The 17,026-nt window shown below is 62.5% G+C and carries 11 protein-coding genes; 6 read left to right on the top strand and 5 right to left on the bottom strand.

All coding sequences use genetic code 11. From position 1 onward, the window contains the following. Positions 1–7: 7 nt before the first annotated feature. Positions 8–1,216, top strand: coding sequence for an amidohydrolase family protein (locus G7Y51_RS05660; protein WP_165175416.1), 1,209 nt, complete (start codon positions 8–10; stop codon positions 1,214–1,216). Between the two features lie 126 nt (positions 1,217–1,342). Here G7Y51_RS05660 and glgP read toward each other — a convergent pair whose 3' ends face one another. The 4 genes from glgP to G7Y51_RS05640 all read right to left on the bottom strand — a co-directional run bounded on the left by glgP (position 1,343) and on the right by G7Y51_RS05640 (position 10,844). Next, positions 1,343–5,593 carry an alpha-glucan family phosphorylase gene (gene glgP, locus G7Y51_RS05655; protein ID WP_165175414.1) on the bottom strand — a complete coding sequence of 1,417 codons (4,251 nt, stop codon included), beginning with the start codon at positions 5,591–5,593 and terminating at the stop codon, positions 1,343–1,345. A 311-nt stretch (positions 5,594–5,904) separates the two neighbouring features. Further along, on the bottom strand, positions 5,905–7,377 hold the full coding sequence (locus tag G7Y51_RS05650) for a glycoside hydrolase family 57 protein (protein ID WP_165175412.1): 1,473 nt from the start codon (positions 7,375–7,377) through the stop codon (positions 5,905–5,907). Next, complete coding sequence (locus G7Y51_RS05645) at positions 7,377–8,696, bottom strand: glycosyltransferase family 4 protein (RefSeq protein WP_165175410.1); 1,320 nt, start codon at positions 8,694–8,696, stop codon at positions 7,377–7,379. Before G7Y51_RS05645 ends, G7Y51_RS05650 begins: the two co-directional genes overlap by 1 nt. Positions 8,697–8,741: 45 nt before the next feature. Continuing rightward, a complete protein-coding gene (locus G7Y51_RS05640; protein ID WP_165175408.1) occupies positions 8,742–10,844 on the bottom strand; it encodes an amylo-alpha-1,6-glucosidase in 2,103 nt (700 codons plus the stop codon). Between the two features lie 504 nt (positions 10,845–11,348). Here G7Y51_RS05640 and G7Y51_RS05635 point away from each other — a divergent pair. From G7Y51_RS05635 to G7Y51_RS05615, 5 genes are all read left to right on the top strand, one after another. After that, positions 11,349–12,470 (top strand): branched-chain amino acid ABC transporter substrate-binding protein, encoded by a 1,122-nt coding sequence (locus G7Y51_RS05635; protein ID WP_165175406.1) that lies wholly within the window; start codon positions 11,349–11,351, stop codon positions 12,468–12,470. A 309-nt stretch (positions 12,471–12,779) separates the two neighbouring features. Next, complete coding sequence (locus G7Y51_RS05630) at positions 12,780–13,685, top strand: branched-chain amino acid ABC transporter permease (RefSeq protein ID WP_165175404.1); 906 nt, start codon at positions 12,780–12,782, stop codon at positions 13,683–13,685. Then, positions 13,682–14,701 carry a branched-chain amino acid ABC transporter permease gene (locus tag G7Y51_RS05625; protein ID WP_241160145.1) on the top strand — a complete coding sequence of 340 codons (1,020 nt, stop codon included), beginning with the start codon at positions 13,682–13,684 and terminating at the stop codon, positions 14,699–14,701. The genes G7Y51_RS05630 and G7Y51_RS05625 overlap by 4 nt, the downstream gene beginning before the upstream one ends. After that, positions 14,698–15,468, top strand: coding sequence for an ABC transporter ATP-binding protein (locus G7Y51_RS05620; RefSeq protein ID WP_165175402.1), 771 nt, complete (start codon positions 14,698–14,700; stop codon positions 15,466–15,468). The genes G7Y51_RS05625 and G7Y51_RS05620 overlap by 4 nt, the downstream gene beginning before the upstream one ends. Before the next feature lie 3 nt (positions 15,469–15,471). Then, positions 15,472–16,182, top strand: a complete 711-nt coding sequence (locus G7Y51_RS05615) for an ABC transporter ATP-binding protein (protein WP_165071468.1) — start codon at positions 15,472–15,474, stop codon at positions 16,180–16,182. Between the two features lie 80 nt (positions 16,183–16,262). On the opposite strand, the gene G7Y51_RS05610 is transcribed toward G7Y51_RS05615, so the two are convergent. Further along, positions 16,263–16,934, bottom strand: a complete 672-nt coding sequence (locus tag G7Y51_RS05610; RefSeq protein WP_165175400.1) for an adenylate kinase — start codon at positions 16,932–16,934, stop codon at positions 16,263–16,265. Positions 16,935–17,026: the final 92 nt, after the last annotated feature.

Raw genomic sequence — 17,026 nt, 5'->3', positions numbered from 1 at the left:
GCAAGCCATGACTGCGCCGGTTCTGGCCATCCGGGCCAAAAGCGTGCTGACCCTGGCCGGCGAAAGCCCGGCCAGAGGCGCGCAGCTTTTCGCGGCCCTGAAAAAGATCGACAACGCCGTGATCCTGGTGCGCGGCGGGCTGGTGGAAGACGTGCGCCCCTGGGCGCAGGCCCGTCTGCCCGTTGGCGCGCGCGTGCGCGACGTGGGGCCGGTCTGTCTGGCGCCGGGCTGCGTCAACGCGCATCTGCATCTGGAGCTCTCGCACCTGGCCGGGCGCACGCTCTGGGGCAAGGGCTTCACGCCCTGGCTGGCGAGCCTCATCCCGCTGCTTGGCGCATCCTCAGAGAATGAGGTGGCCGAGGCTCTGGCAAGCGCCTGCGCGGATCTGGCGGGCACGGGCACGGCGCATGCGGGCAATGTGACCGGCTCTCTGGCCCGCGGTCTGGCCCTGGCGGACAAAGCCTGCCGCGAGATGGGCCTGGACGTGAGCCATTTCTGCGAATGGTTCGGCTTCGGGCCGCCCTTTGTGGATGATGCGCGCCCCTGGCCGCCGCGCTGCCGCGCCGCCCTGGCTGCACAGCCTTTTCTGGCGGCCCGCTGCGCGCCTGCCGGGCATGCCCTGTATTCCACGGCTCCAGACGTGCTGCGCGCGGCGCGAAAGGCCTGCGCGGCGCGCGGCAAGGTTTTCAGCTTCCATTTGGCCGAATCGCCGGAAGAAACGCAATTGCTGACCACGGGCGACGGCCCCTTGCGCGACTGCTACGAAAATGTGGTCTTGCCGCAAGGCTGGCGGCCGCCGGGCATGCGGCCCCTGGCCTATGCGGCCTCGCTCGGCCTTCTGGGGCCGGGCGCGTTGGCTGTGCACGGGGTGCAGCTGGACGCGCAGGAGGTGGAAGCTCTGGCCGCAGGGGGCACGGCCTTGTGCCTTTGCCCGCGCTCCAACCGCAATCTGGGCGTGGGCACGCCGCCGGTGCGCGCGTTGATGGAAAACGGCGGCCTGCTCTGTCTGGGCACGGACGGGCTGACCTCCAACAGCGATCTGGATGTGCGCCGGGAGGCCGTCTATCTGCGCGAAACCCTGGACGTGCCCCCGGAAGCCCTGGTGCGGCTTTTGACGGTCAACGGCGCGGCGGCTCTGGGCCTTGCCGCAGGCGGCCGCCTGACGCCCGGCGCCCCGGCAACCTTCTGCGTGCTGCCGCAGGCCCTGACCTATTAGAGCGTTTTTTTGATTGAAAATGAATATTTTCAATCAAAAAAATAAGTTAGAGCGTTTTGCTAATAAAATTAGCAAAACGCTCTAAATCATGCCTTGCCCTGCACGCGCAGGGCAAGCCGCGCGTTTTTATCCCCAGAGCACCAGGCCGGTGTCCAGGGGCGTCCCCAGGCCCTTATGCACGGGCAGAAGCCTGATGCCGTAGCGGTAATGCCCGCTGTGCGTGGGGATATAGGTCACGGAGTATTCCATGCCGTTCTCGGACTGCCGGGGCCGCAGGCGCAACACTTCCGGCGGTTGGCGGAAGTTGCCGTTGCCGTGGGCCGGGCCGATGACCAGTTGAGCCAGGATTTCCTCGGGCTGCATCTCGCCCAGATGCGCGTGCACCCGCACGCTGATCGGCTCGCCGCAGGTCATGGTGTTGCCGTCCGCGCCGCTGATGATGATCTCTTCCATCTTCACCGTGCCGAAGCGTACCGGCAGGTTGCTCAGCCAGGCCGCCAGCTCGCGGCAGAGCGCCCAGTCGTTTTCGGCCAGGAGGTCGCGGCGTTTGGCGCTCGGCAGATAGGCCTGCTGGATATAGTCATGGAGCATGCGGTTGCTGCTGTACATGGCTGTAAGGCTTTTCAGGGAGCGCTTGGACATGGCGATCCAACTGGCGGGCAGCCCGGCGCTGTCAGTGTCGAAGTAGAGCGGCAGCACGGCTGTCTCCAGCAGGGAATAGAGGGATTCGGCATCCGCGTAGTCGTTCTGCTCGCCGCTGGGCAGTTCGGTGGTGACCACCGGGCCGATGGTCCAGCCGTTTTGCCGGTTATAGCCCTCGCACCACCAGCCGTCGGATATGCTCAGATTGATGCCGCCGTTGACCGTCAGCTTCATGCCGCTGGTGCCCGATGCCTCATGCGGGCGGCGCGGGGTGTTCAGCCAGACGTCGCAGCCCTGGGACATGACCCGGGAGACTGCCAGGCTGTAATCTTCAATAAAGAAGATCCGGCCCAGAAAACGCTCGTCCTGGCTCATGCGCAGCACTTCCTGGATCAGATTGATCCCCGCTTCGTCGGCCGGGTGCGCCTTGCCCGCAAAGACGAGGCAGACCGGACGCTGGGGAGTGTTCAGAATCCGCGCCAGCCTGTCGGGATCGGCAAAGAGCAGGGTGGCCCGCTTGTAGGGCGCAAAGCGCCGGGCAAAACCGATAATCAGGGTGTTGGGTTTGAGCAGGCTCTCCATCCGCTCTTGCTGGGCTCTGGCGAGCTTGAATTTTTGCGCAAAGCCCGGAATGCGCGCGCGCAGAAAGTCCAGAAGATCCTCTTTCTGGGTCATGCGCGTCGTCCAGTACTGCTCGTCCGGGATGGCGTCCACCTTGTCCCAGACCGGGGAGTCCGGCCGGGCCGAAAGCCAGTCCGGGCCCAGGTATTGATTGAGAAGCTCGTGCATATGCATGCCCACATAGGAGGGCGTATGCACGCCGTTGGTCACATGGCCGATGGGCGTCTCGGCCAGGGGCAGGCTTTTCCAGAGCTTGTTCCACATGTGGCGCGAAACCTCGCCGTGCAGGCGGCTCACGCCGTTGGCCTTGCCCGAAAGGCGCAGGGCCAGAACGGTCATTTCAAACGCCTGGCTGTTGCCGCCCTCCATCTGGCCGAGCTGCACGAACTGCTGCCAGGAAAGGCCCAGACTGGCGGCAATGCCGCCGAAATAGCGGCCCATGAGATCCAGCGAAAAGGCCTCGTTGCCCGCAGGCACCGGGGTATGCGTGGTAAACACCGTATTGGAGCGCACCCGTACCGCGGCCTCGTCATAGCTCATGCCCATGCTCATGCATTCCTGCAGGCGCTCAATGACCATAAAGGCCGAATGGCCTTCATTCATATGGTAGACATGCGGGGCAAGGCCCAGGGTGCGGATCAGGCGCATGCCGCCCATGCCCAGCAGCATTTCCTGCAAGAGCCGTATTTCGCGGTTGGCCTCATACAGCTTGTCGGTAATCTGGCGGTCTTCTTCGGTATTGCGGCGGGTGTCCGTGTCCATGAGGTAGAGAGTGACGCGCCCCACCTGCATTTTCCAGACGCGGGCAAAAAGAATCCGCCCGGGCAGCTCCAGTTGGACAAAGACGGGCGCGCCCGCGTCGTCATAGACCAGCCTGACGGGCAGTTGCCCGAAGTTGTTCAGGGGGTACTGGGCTATCTGACGGCCGTTGGGGTCGATTTCCTGTTTGAAATAGCCGTTCTTGTAGAGCAGGCCGATGCCGATCAGCGGCACGCCCATATCCGAGGCGGATTTCAGATGATCCCCGGAAAGCACGCCCAACCCGCCGGAATAAATGGGAATGGACTCATGCAGCCCGTACTCGGTGGAGAAATAGGCAATGGGATGATCGGGCGTCACGTTTTCGCTCAGGGCGCGTTGCGGCTCGGCCATATAGGCGTCGAACTCGGCCAGCGTCTCGTTGTAGAGCCGCATGTATTCCTCATTGGAGATCAGGTAATTGAGGCGTTCCGGGGCAGCCTCTTCGATCATCCGGATGGGGTTGCGGCATTCGTCCCAAAGCTGGGGGCTCATGGCCATGAACAGGGCTTTGGCATTGTCGTGCCAGCACCACCAGAGGTTTGCAGCCAGCTCGCGCAGGCGCGCAAGGGCCTTGGGCACTTCGGCCACGGCCATGATCGGCCGCAGAAAGGGCGTCACAGAACAGGAGGCCGTAAGAATCCGGTTCAGGGACTCGCGGCTGTTCAGCTCATGGCTGCCGCGCTCCGCGGCCTTTTCCAGCGCCAGCCGGAAGGCCTGAAGATAGTTGTCGAAAAAGTAGCTCCAGGACGTCTGCTCGGCCACGGCGCGCGCGTTTTTGCGCCACAGGGCCAGCTCATCCGGCGGGCAGGCCGCGCCCTGAAGCACATACTCGTGCAGGGCCGCCACGGTTTGATCAAAGTTGCTGCCGCGCCGGGGCATCACCTGCACGCCGGGCCGCGGCTCGGTCCATTCCTGGGTAAGTTGGCGGGCCCACATGCCGAAGCCCGAAAGATCCGTGGTCAGGGTCGGCACGGACCAGGCCGCGCATTCCTGCGGGGTATAGCCCCAGGGCTCGTACCAGGAAGGGAAGAAGCCGATGTCGCAGGCCGCGATGACCTGTTCATAGGGCATGTTCAGGAAACCGTCGTTGCCGTCCAGCATGGCCGGCACAAAGATCACCTTGACGTGCTTGTCGCAACTGTTGTCCAGACCCAGACGGCGGCAGGCGTTGATGATCGGATCCTGCGGCGCGTTCCAGACGAAATGGGTGCTGATGAAGGGCCGCCCGTTGTCGTTGGCCGCGGGATCGCCGGAAACCGCGGCCGGGTTCACGCCGGTGTGGCCGCCCATGACCAGGCAGAGCACCAGGATCGAGGTTTCCGTGCCCGCCAGGTTTTGATCCGCGCGGGCCAGGGCTTCCAAAAAGACGTCGACGCCCTTGTTGTGCATCTCGTAGCGCCCGGAAATGGCGAAAATGCGGGTGTTTTCCGGCATTTTGCAGCGCAGGAAGCGGCCGGCCGCCTCCAGGATTTTGGCGCGGTTTGCCAGGGGTTCGCGGCGATCTTCCGAAAAATCGGGAATCACGGCCATGTCCAGGCCGTTAACCGTGATCACGTCGGGCTGGCGGCCCAGAAGCACCGTGGATTCCTCGCTGGTGATCGGGCTCACGGTGGTGAAAGCGTCTGCCTCGCGGGCCGAGGCGCTTTCCATGGACCATTTGGCCGTGATGTTTGCGGCCGCGGCCTCATTGGCCGGGTTGATGCCGCGCAGGTTGCTGTAAATATCGCGTCCGGCGCCGGCCAGGGAGCGGCCGAGGATGGTGGCGTGGGTGGTAAAGACCGTGCCCACTTCCGGCGCCATTTTTTTCACGGTCAGCAGCCCGGCGCCGCACATCCATTCGTGAAAAAGCCCCACCGAGCGGCCGCCCAGGGGATGCACCAGACTTTCATGTATCGCGGCGATCACTTCGCCGCAGGCCGTGGCGAACATCACCGGCTCAGTATAGTCCCAGCCGCCGGAAAGCGAATCCACGCCGTAATTTTTCCAGAGATCGTAGAGCAGTTGGTTGGTGGCGTAGCGTTTGGAAAAGTCCACCAGAATGGCTTTGGGCCTGCCCGGTATGTTCCAGCGGCCCAGGCGGCATTTGAGATCCCGGCTGTTCAGAACAAGCCGCAGGGAGTCCCAGATATGCTCGTCGGTTTCTTCAAAGTCCGCGTTCTGTTGCAGGGCCGGGCCCAGGAGAAAATAATCCTCGCCGAAGGTCTCCACGGCCTGCAGGGCCTTGCTGCTGACCACGGTGTAGATGCCCCCGACCTTGTTGCAAACTTCCCAACTCACTTCAAAGAGGGTTACAGGGACGTTGTCGAAATCCATAAAGGCTCCTTAAAACGGACCCGCGGATCCGCTCGGTTATTGACAGGCTCATGGCGTCAGGCGGCCGACAGCGCGGCTTTGCCGCCGTCGTTTTCCAACCTGCCCAGGCTGCCGGCTGCATGAGCCTTTGCAAAAGCGCAACATTTCAAAGGCAATCTGCTCCGGGGCGCGGCAACATGACGCAGGGGAGCGCGACAGCAAAAACGCCGGGGTGAAAACGCGGGCGTCCGCTCCCGCGGCCGCCAGAGCAATTTCAAAGTGAAATTGCTCTGGCTCTGTGCGCGGGCTTGCTGAAGCCCGCTCGCAGACGCTCAGGACATTTTTCTCTTTCCGCCGTTGAGCGTGAGAGCGCTTTTGGGCGCGGCCCCGGCGGCTTTTTTGGCCGGCGCGGCCTTGGGCTTTGCCGTGCCTTCGGCAGTTTTCCGGCCTGGAGAGGGCTTGGGCTTTGCCGCGGCTTTTTTGCCGGGGTTCGCGGGTTTTTTCTCGGCTTTGGCAGCCTTTTCCGCCGCTGGGGGGCGTGACTTCGCGTTGGCTGCTGCCTTGCGCCCGGCTGTGCCCGCTTCAGCCCGCGAGCGCGGTTTGGCCGCGTTCAGGGCGGCGTGCTCCGCCGCGGCAAGGCGCATTTCAAAATCGGCCAGCACATTCATATAGGTGATGTACGCGTCATACGGGCTGCCGAAGGGATTGGCCCGATCCGGCAGATACCCGGCAAACCACTTGGTGGAAATATAATGGAAATGATCCGAGGTTTGCAAGCGTTGAAAATCATGCAGCAAATCCGGGGCTCCCAGCTTGCGCACGCGGCCGGTGAGACCGTAGAGGGCGTGGATGGCGTCCTTTTGCATGTCGTTGCCGAGCCAGGCGGTAAGATCGCGCTCCTCATCAGCCCAGGACATGAAATCGGGCACGTCCACCTCGCCCACCGGGGCGATTTTCCGGCTTACCTGTTCGGGCGTGAGGAAGCTGAAATCCTTGTGTCCAAGAATGGCCGCGGGCAGGGCCTCCATAAAGTCGAAAATGCCTGAATCCCGGTTGTGACGCAATCCGAATACATGGTAATCATTGAATATGTTGATAATTTCCGCCGAACCCGCGAGGCTGTGACACCAGGAGGCGAACTTTTCGGCCGTGAGGGGCCATTCGTTCCAGTCGCGGTTGCTGAAGCGCAGGCCGATGTCCGTGGAGAGGGCAGAGTTGCGCAGCAAGAGCCGCAGCTTCTGAGCGGAGACAGGACGGTACACATAATTGGGACTGCGCCAGCCGAGCACATGATCCGCGCCTTCGGCCAGTACGGTTTTGAAACCGTCTTTTTCCAGCGCCGCGGCCAGATCGTTGTTGTAGACAAATTCCGTGTGGCGGAAGGTCACGGGCTTTTTCCCGAACAGGCTTTTGATGCGGGCGCACTGCTCCCTGACCTGGATCTCGAATTCCTCCCTGGAATACAGAAAGGCCAGGGAGTGCGGCGCGGTTTCGGCCATGAATTCCACGCAGCCCGTGTCGGCCAAAGCCTTGAAGCCGTCCAGGACTTCGGGCGCGTACTGCTCGAATTGATCAAGCGCGGTGCCGGAAATGGAAAGGGCCACCTTGAAGTCCTGCGAGTGGCGGCGGATCATTTTGAGCAACAAATCATTCATGGGCAGATAGCAGGTCCGCGCCGCATACAGCAGGGCGTCACAGTTGCGATCGTCGTCCTCATAGATCGAGTTCTGGCCCATGTCGAAAACAGTATAGCGGCGCAGCCTGTACGGCTCATGAACCTCAAAGCAAAGACAGAGCGCGGGCATCAGTTACCTCCGGATACGCTGCGGTAAGCGGCCATCAGTTGATCCGCGGCGTTTTCCCAGCGGATGGACTTCATTTCTTCACGGCAGTTTTTCACCAGTTCCTGAGCCAGGCAGGGATAACGCAGAACCGCGCAGATTTTGTCGGCCATGTCGCGGATATCCCAGAAATCAGCCTTCAAGGCGTGCTTTAATACTTCGGAAACGCCGGACTGGCGCGAGAGAAGCACCGGCACATCGTAGAGCATGGCTTCCAGCGGGGTGATGCCGAAGGGCTCGGAGACTGAAGGCATGACATAGAGATCGCTCAGGGCGAACATGCGATCCACATCCTCGCCGCGCAGAAAGCCGGCGAAATGGAAACGCTGCCCGATGCGCAACTGCCCGGCGCGGCGGATCAGTTGAGGCAGCATGTCGCCGCTCCCGGCCATGAAAAAACGCGCGTTGGGGATGCGATTCAGCACCAGCCGCGCCGCTTCCATGAAATATTCCGGCCCCTTCTGAAAGGTGACGCGGCCCAGAAAGAGCACCCGTTTTTCGTGCCTGATACGCGGCGGGATGACGTAATGGCGCTCCACCTCGTGGCGGGCCACGGCATTGTAGACCACAACCACTTTTTCCGCGGGCACGCCGTACCGTTCAATGACGGTCTTGCGGGTCAGCCGGCTCACGGCCACCACGAGATCCGCGGCCAGCAGGCCGGCGCGCTCAATGGACGCCACCTGCTCGTTGACGTTTTCGCCGCTGCGGTCGTATTCCGTGGCGTGGATATGGGCCACCAGAGGCTTGCCGGTCAGGGTTTTGGCCAGCATGCCGGCCGGGTAGGTCATCCAGTCGTGCACATGGATCACGTCAAAGCGCTCGCGCAGGGAAATGGCCGCCGCCAGGCGGCTGTAGCGCCGCACTTCGCTCATCAGATCCGGCCCGTAGCCGCCCTTGAGCTGAAACGTGAACGGCGCGTTATGATGCAGGCGCAGGGATTCGCCGTCAGGCGTGCGTGAGAGCCATTGCAGGGATTCGCTGTAGCCCTGCGGGGTGATATAGGGAGAAAGCGGGCTGTCCACCGGCAGGAAACGGATATTGCTTTGCCAGACATCGTGCCCGGCCCGGCGCACGCGTTCCGCCGTAGCAACGCTGATGGGCGTGCCGGATGCGGATTCCAGCCGCAAAAAGTCATTCCGGCCGCCGTCGCCGGTGCGCGGCAGCACAAAGATGATCTCCGCGCCTTTTTTGGCCAGGGCCTGGGTCATGCCGAAACAGGCTGTGCCCAGACCGCCGCTGATATGCGGCGGAAACTCCCAGCCGAACATGAGCACTCGCATTATTTTTTCCTTGTTTACGGGCAACCGCGCTTGTTAAAGACCAGCTCAGCGCGTGCCGACGGTAGTGTTTTCTGTGTTGTTTCCAAGCGTCATGGTGACTCTGCAGACCCCGGCCGTATCCCCGGAAACAGGATGAGCCAGGCGATAGACAGCACGTTCTTCCCAGGCGGCATAGACCGGGGGCGCCGCCCGCTTGAGCAGGATCAGGAGACGCAGGCATTCCGCCACGCTCCAGGCCTGGGCAATAGTGCCGTTGGGTCTGTATGGGGGGGATGCGTCGAAAATTTCTGAAATGCTCGCCAGCCCCGCGTCGGTCAGGTGATCGCAGTACAGCGGGGTCAGGGTGTCAAGCAGGCCCTGCGCCGCGCCGTCCACGTCCCAGGCCACGCGCAGCAGGGCGTCGCCGTAATGGCCGAGCAGCCAGGGCCAGACCGTGCCCTGGTGGTACGCGGCATCGCGAGCCGCCGGGCCGCCCTCGTAGCGGCCCTTGTACCCGGGATCGTCGGGCGCAAGAGTGCGCAGCCCGAAAGGCGTGAGCAGTTTGTTGCGCACGCATTCCACCACTGAAGCCTGATAGCTTTCTTCCAGCACGGGATAGGGCAGAGAGACCGCGAAAATCTGGTTGGGCCGCACGCTCTGATCCAGAAAGCCGTCACGCCAGACGTCGCCCAGATAGCCGCCGCCGCGCGCGACCCAGAAATGCTCGAAAAAGCTGACCCGCAGATCGCGCAGGGCCTGCGTTTCGTCCCATGTGGGCTCGTGGAATTTGGCGGCCAGAAAATCCACAAAGGCCAGGGTGTTGTACCAGAGGGCGTTGAGCTCCACCGGGCAGCCGTGGCGCGGCGTCACGGGCCTGCCGTCGGCCTGGGCGTCCATCCAGGTAAGCTGGGTTTTTTCATCGCCCGCGTGCAGCAGCCCCTTTTCATCCACAAAGATGCCCATGCCCGGCCCGGCGCGGTAGCCTTTGACAATAGCCTTGAGCGCGGGCCAGGCATATTCCCGTATCCAGGCAAGGCCGTCGGGATTTTCCTTCAGATAGCATTGCACGGCCCAGGCATACCAGAGCGCGGCGTCGGCCGAATTGTAGGCGTGCCTGCCGTCCTCGGCGAAGAAATTGGGCACCAGCCCGTTTTTCAGGCTTTTGGCCACCTGCGCCAGAACGCGCAACCCGAACTCGCTGCGGCCGCCGTAAAAGGCCAGGCCCGGCAGGGCGATCAGCGTGTCCCGGCCCCAGGCGTCGAACCAATGATACCCGGCCAGCACCGCGGGAGTGCGGGAAGGCGTCTCAATGCAGAACTGGCGGCCCATCTGGGCCAGATTGCCGATCAGCCCGCCGCCGGCTTTGTGCGCCCTGATGCGGGATCGGCTTTCCGCTTCCCACAGTTCCTCCAGGTCTTGCTCCACGGGCTCCACGCCGACGGCCAGATAGACGCTGCCGCCCTCGGGCAGCGGCGGCAGGGGGATGTCCAGAATGCCGGGCTGGAAAAGATCTTCCTCGGCGGGGAAGCCGCGTTCCTGCTCCTGAAAATATTCCACATTGTGAAACCAGTCCGGCGAGGCGGTGAAGGTGAACGCGCCGTGCACCTGGAAAAAGAGCGGCGGCAGGCCCGCATAGGGCTCGATTCTGAATCCCTGGGGCACGGTTTCGACGTTTGTCTGCACCTGCGGGTTGGCGCGTGTCAGGGCATGAAAATGCCGATAGGCCAGGAGAGGCTTGAGACGCAGGCTCAACGGCGGCAGCTCGGAACGGCCTTTGAGGGAGTAGCGCAGCACCAGGCGGCTTTTGCCCCGCTGCAGAAATATTTCGCGGCGCAGGTGCACGTCGCCCACCCGGTATGTGAATTCCGGCCATTGATCGAGGCGGAAGCTTTCCAGGTATTCATGCCCGTCCGGGTACAGGACGTTGGGATGCTGCCGGGTGGACAGAAAAAATTCCTTGCCCCCGCCGCGCACCGACTCTTCCAGGGCGGAGAGCAGCACATGGCGGCCCAGCGGGGTGTTGACCGTGAGCAGGCCGTGATATTTGCGTGTATTGCAGCACAGGATGCTGCTGCTTGCGTAGTCGCCCAAACCGTTGGTCAGCAGCCATTCCTTGCGTAATGCTCTGCGGATGTTCTGGCAGGCGGCCTTATCAAAACTGAACCGCATACGGCCTCCTTGGCGTACAGGTTAAGAATGACGGCCGATCGGTGCTGCTGGAGGTTCAGAAAGTTCGGAGCAGGGGGCAGCGCGTAGCCCGTGAAAACGCGCCGGACAGGCCGGCTTTCAGCGGTGCGGCAGGGGAGGAATGCGGCGCATTCCAACACTTCCCCTTATCAAGGCATTTCTCCGCTGATAATATAGATTGTATTCTATGGTAAAATTTTTTAGCTGTCAAGGTTTACCGTTTTCTTGCAGGAATTGATTGAAAAAAATCCGCCTTGCCCCTCACAGGGGCGGCTGGAGTGAAATGCCGCCGGGAGGCTCTTTTTTTTGTCGCGTTTTTTCGCCGCGGGCCCGCGGCCTCCGCTTGCGCCGGGCCGGCGGGCAGGGATGGAAAGCCCGCGTGCAGGGCCCGCGGAAAAGGTTGCCGTCCGGGGCTTTTGCTTTCTCCTGTTTTGGGGTAAGCTCTCAGCTTCCTGAAAACTGCGCTGACCGGAATGGAGGTATTCCATGAAAGTACCGGGTCGTTGGCTGGGCGCGCTTGCCCTTGCCCTGTTTCTGCCCGCGGCGGCCGTGGCCGCGGATCTCAAGGTGGGCCTGATGTGCCCGCTCACGGGCAAGTGGGCCTCTGAAGGTCAGGATATGAAAAACATCGTCTCCCTGCTGGTGGATGAAACAAACAGCAGGGGCGGCATCAACGGTCAGAAGATCGAGCTGGTGGTGGAAGACGACGCGGGCGATCCCCGCAGCGCGGCTCTGGCCGCGCAAAAGCTGGCCTCGGCCGGCGTGGTGGCCGTGATTGGCACCTATGGCTCGGCCGTGACCGAAGCCAGCCAGAACATTCTGGACGAGGCGGGCCTGGTGCAGATCGGCACGGGCTCCACCAGCGTGCGGCTGACCGAAAAAGGGCTGCCGTTCTTTTTCCGCACCTGCCCGCGCGATGACGCCCAGGGCAAGTCCGCGGCCGCGGCCATTGTCAGGGGCGGATACAAGGCCGTGGCCCTGCTGCATGATAATTCTTCCTATGCCAAGGGGCTGGCCGAGGAGACCCGCGCCATCCTCGACAAGGCGGGCGTCAAGGTGGTGTTTTACGACGCCCTGACCCCGGGCGAGCGCGATTACACCGCCATTCTGACCAAGCTCAAGGCCGCCGGGCCGGATCTGGTTTTTTTCACGGGCTATTATCCTGAAACCGGCATGCTGCTGCGCCAGAAAAAGGAAATGGGCTGGGATGTGCCCATGATGGGCGGCGACGCGGCCAATCATCAGGACCTGGTCAAGATCGCCGGGTCCGAGGCCGCTGCCGGGTATTTTTTCATCAGCCCGCCCCTGCCGCAGGACATGGACACGCCGGAAGCCGCGAACTTCCTGGCTGCCTACAAGGCCAGGCACAAGAGCGTGCCTGTCTCGGTCTGGGCCGTGCTGGCCGGGGATGCTTACAAGGCCGTGGAAGCGGCTCTGGCCGCGGGCAAGAGCGAGCCCGCGCAGATGGCGGCCTGGCTCAAGCAGCTCAAGGATCTGCCGGGTCTTTCCGGTCCCCTGGGCTTTGACGCCAAGGGCGACCGCGTGGGCGAGTTTTACCGCACCTACAAGGTGGACGGCAAGGGCGTTTTCGTTTTGCAACCCAAATAGCGGCAGTCGCTTCTTTGGCCCGCGCGCGGCGGCGCGCCCCGGCCATGCGGGCGGAGTAGGTTGCGGTGGCGGCCTGAGCCGCCTTGCCATATGGCGACGGCAACGTTGGGGACGCATTTTGTGAAAAGAAGATATTTCCCCGCCGGCACGCAAGGCTTGTTTTTGGAGCCTGGACGCGCGTAAACTACGCGCGCCCCGAAAAACAGGCCTGACGCCGGCGGGGGATCGGCTGTTTTTATAAAATACGCCCAAAATCCGGAAGGCATACGCCAAGCAAGCGCCGGACAGGGACGCTCATCTACGGACACTATGGAACAATTCTTTCAGCAACTTCTGAACGGCCTTGCCGTGGGCGGCATTTACGCGCTGGTGGCCCTGGGCTACACCATGGTGTACGGCGTGCTCAAGCTGATCAACTTTGCGCACGGGGATTTGTTCACCATCGGCGCGTACCTGGGTCTGACCCTGCTGGTGAGCTGCAACCTGGCCGGGCTGCTGCCCCCGGTGGCGGCGGTGCTGGCCGTGTTTGTCATGGTGGGCCTGCTGGTGGCGCTGATCGGCTGTCTGCTGGAGCGCGCCGCCTATCGTCCTCTGCGCACCGCCGGTCGTCTTTCGGCTGTGGTCTCGGCCCTGGGGGCCTCGATCTTTTTTCAGAACGCGATCATGCTGATTTACGGCGCGCGCGTCTATGTGTATCCCGACTTTCTGCGCCCGGATTTCACCGTGCATCTTCTGGGCTATGCGGTGCCCGGCGTGCGCCTGCTGGTCATTGCGGCCAGTGTGCTGCTGATGATCGGGCTCTGGGCCTTCATCCAGCGTACCCGCATGGGCGCGGCCGTGCGGGCCGTGGCCATTGATCCGGGCGCGGCCCGGCTGATGGGCATCAATGTGGACCGGGTGATTTCCCTGGTTTTTCTGATCGGGCCGGGCCTGGGCGGCGCGGCCGGGCTGATGGTGGGCATCTACTACGGCCAGCTCGACTTCACAATGGGCTGGGGCTACGGGCTGAAGGCCTTTACCGCCGCCATCCTGGGCGGTATCGGCAACATTCCCGGCGCCATGATCGGCGGCCTTCTGCTGGGCGTGATAGAGGCCCTGGCCGCGGGCTATATCGCCATTGCCTGGAAGGACGCCATTGCCTTTCTGGTGCTGATTCTGATTCTGATCATCCGGCCCACGGGCATTTTGGGCGAACGCACGGCGGAAAAGCTATGAGCCGCACGCCGTTCTGCATTGCCCTGGGGCTGACGCTCTGCGCCTTGCCGCTTGTCTGCAACGCCTACTGGCTGGATGTGTGCGTGAGCATCGGGCTTTATGCCCTGCTGGCGCTCTCGCTGAACGTGATTCTGGGGCAGGCGGGCATTTTTCATATGGGGCACGCGGCTTTTTTTGCCGTGGGCGCGTATGTGACGGCCATTCTGAACACTGTGCAGCAGTGGCCCATATTCTGGACCATGCCGCTGGCCGGGGCCGCGGCCGCGCTCTTCGCCCTGATTGTGGCCCGGCCGATCATTCATCTGCGCGGCGACTACCTCTTGATCGTGACCATCGGCATTGTGGAGATCGTGCGCATTGCCCTGATCAATGACGTCTTCGGCCTGACCGGAGGGGCCAACGGCATTTTCGGCATCAGCCGCCCGCAGTTTTTGGGCTACAGAATCGTCAGGAGCGTGCAGTTTTACTATCTGGTCTGGGGCATGGCCGGGGTGAGCCTGCTGCTCTTTTACGGGCTCTGGCACTCGCGCTTCGGGCGGGCGCTGAACTACATCAAGGAGGACGACATCGCGGCCGAGGGCTGCGGGGTGAACGTCACCCGCTATAAGCTCGCGGCCTTTGTGCTGGGCGCGTTCTGGGCCGGCATGGCCGGCACGCTCTATGCGGCCAAAATGACCACTATCGCGCCGGAATCCTTCAATTTCATGGAATCGGTGATCATTTTCGCGGTGGTCATCCTCTCCGGCGGCAGCCAGTTGGGCGTGCTGATCAGCGCGTTTTTGTTCATAGGCCTGCCGGAAGTGCTGCGTGAATTTTCCAACGCGCGTATGCTGATTTTCGGCCTGGCCATGATGATCATGATGATCTGGCGGCCGCAGGGCCTGTTGCCGCCCAGGCCGCGCCGTTACCCCTTGGCCGGAGAAAGCGGCTCGCCCGCCTCTCCCGACGCGCCAGGCCCTTGCGCCCGGAAGAATCGGGAAAGCGGCGGTGTCGCGGCCGCCGGGAGGCCCGCATGAGTCTTCTGGCTTTGCAGGATGTGACCAAAATCTTTGGCGGCCTGATCGCGGTCAATGATCTCTCCTTCTCGGTGGAAGCGGGCAGCATTGTGGGCCTGATCGGGCCCAACGGGGCGGGCAAGACCACGGTGTTCAACTGCATTACCGGCAATTACACGCCCGAGAACGGCCGTATTTTCTTTGAGGGCGCATCCATTACCGGCCTCAAGCCGCATTTGATTGTGGAGCTGGGCATTGCGCGGACGTTTCAGAGCATCCGTTTGTTCGGCAAGCTGCCGGTTCTGGAAAACGTGCTGGCCGGGCGGCATTGCCGGATGCAGGCCGGGCTTTTGGCCTGTATGCTGCATACAAGGGGCCAGCGGCGTGAAGAAAGGGCCGCCGTGGCCCGCTGCATGGAAGAACTGCGTTTTGTGGGCCTGGCCGATCGCCATGCCGAGGCCGCGGGCGGCCTGTCCTACGGCAACCAGCGTTTGCTTGAAATCGCGCGCGCCCTGGCCTCGGACCCCCGCTTGCTGATTCTGGACGAACCAGCCGGAGGCATGAACGATCAGGAAACCGCCGGTCTGGTGGAGATTATCCGGGCCATCCGCCAACGGGGCATTACCGTGCTGCTCATTGAGCACGACATGCGCCTGGTCATGCAGATCTGTGAAAAATTGGTGGTTCTGGAGCACGGCACCCTGATCGCCGAGGGCGCGCCCGAGGCCATGCGGCGACATCCGGCAGTGATTGAGGCCTATCTCGGCGTTGATGATGAGAAGTGGTGAGACATGGCTTTGCTGACGCTTTCAGACATCCGGGTGCGCTACGGCAGCGTGGAAGTGCTGCACGGCATCAATCTGCGCGTGGAAGAGGGGGAGATAGTCGCCCTGCTCGGAGCCAACGGCGCGGGCAAAAGCACGACACTGCTTTCCGTCAGCGGATTGGTGCGGCCCTGTGCCGGTGAAATTCTGTTTGAAGGCCGGAATCTCTTGCGCCTGCCCAGCCATGAGGTCGTCAGGCTGGGCATTGCGCAGTCCCCGGAGGGCCGCCGGGTATTCGGGGCCATGAGCGTGCTGGAAAACCTGCGCCTGGGCGCCTTCTGCATCCGCGACACGGCGCGCAGCGAGCGCACGCTGGAATGGATTTTCGACTTGTTTCCGCGCCTGCTGGAGCGCCGGGAACAACTGGCCGGCACGCTTTCCGGCGGCGAGCAGCAGATGCTGGCCATCGGCCGGGCCCTGATGGCCGAACCGCGTCTGCTCCTGCTGGACGAACCTTCGCTGGGCCTGGCGCCCCTGCTGGTGCGCTCCATCTTTGAAACCGTGCGTACCATCAACGAGCGCGGCGTCACCGTGCTGCTCGTGGAGCAGAACGCCCGCGCGGCCCTGAAGCTCGCCACGCGCGGCTATGTGCTGGAAGTGGGCAATGTGGTCATGGAAGATCGCGCCGCAAGCCTGCTGGCCGACGCCAATGTGCGCGAAGCGTATCTGGGCGGCTAGATAAGGGAAGGCGTGCGCCCTGCGCCACTTAAAAAAAGCCCCCGCAGGGGGGGGGCTTTTTGTATGCGGCGACGTCCGGCTCAGGCCAGTTTGGAGAGCAGCGTCTCCTTGATCGAGTCAATGCTTCCCTCGCCGTTGAGCTCAATGTATTTGGTTTTGCCTTCGCCCGCCAGTTTCTTGAAAAAATAGGCCGCGGCCAGGGTGCCGTCCTGGGTGTTGTAGTAGATGTCGTGGCGCTTGTTGATGGCGGCTTCATCCTGATCGTCGCTGCGGGAGCTCAACTCGCCGCCGCACACGCGGCACTTGTCGCCGTCCGGCTTGATGGCGTCGATAAAGATGTTGTTGGGATGATTGTTGTTCTCCTTGCACAGACGGCGCCCCATGATCCGGTTTTTGGCCGTCTCGCGCGGCAGCAGGATCTCCACCACATAATCCAGCGTGAGGCCTTCTTTCTGCAGGGCTTCCCACAATTTTTCGGCCTGCACCATATTGCGCGGGAAGCCGTCCAGCAGCCAGCCGTTTTTGCCTTTGCTCTTGAGCGTTTCCAGAACCATGGGGATGGTGATCTCGTCGGGAACCAGGTCGCCGCGGTCAATATAGGCCTTGGCTTTTTTGCCGAGTTCCGTGCCGCCGCCGATATGCTCGCGGAAAATGGCTCCGGATTCGATATGGGCAAGATTGTATTTTTGCTTGATCAGATTGCCCTGGGTGCCCTTGCCGCTGCCGTTGGGTCCGAAAATCAGAATGTTCACCGTTGCTCTCCTTGGCGGAAGCGTGAAAATTTGTGCAAAAAAGTACAAAAGGCATCTGCTTTTCTATCCTTGAAAGCGCATCCTGTCAACGG

This window comes from Desulfovibrio sp. ZJ369 (assembly GCF_011039085.1).
In the GTDB taxonomy this organism is placed as follows: Bacteria; Desulfobacterota; Desulfovibrionia; order Desulfovibrionales; family Desulfovibrionaceae; genus Desulfovibrio.
Note: the sequence above shows the minus strand (reverse complement) of the source record. Positions and strands in the feature narration are given on the sequence as shown.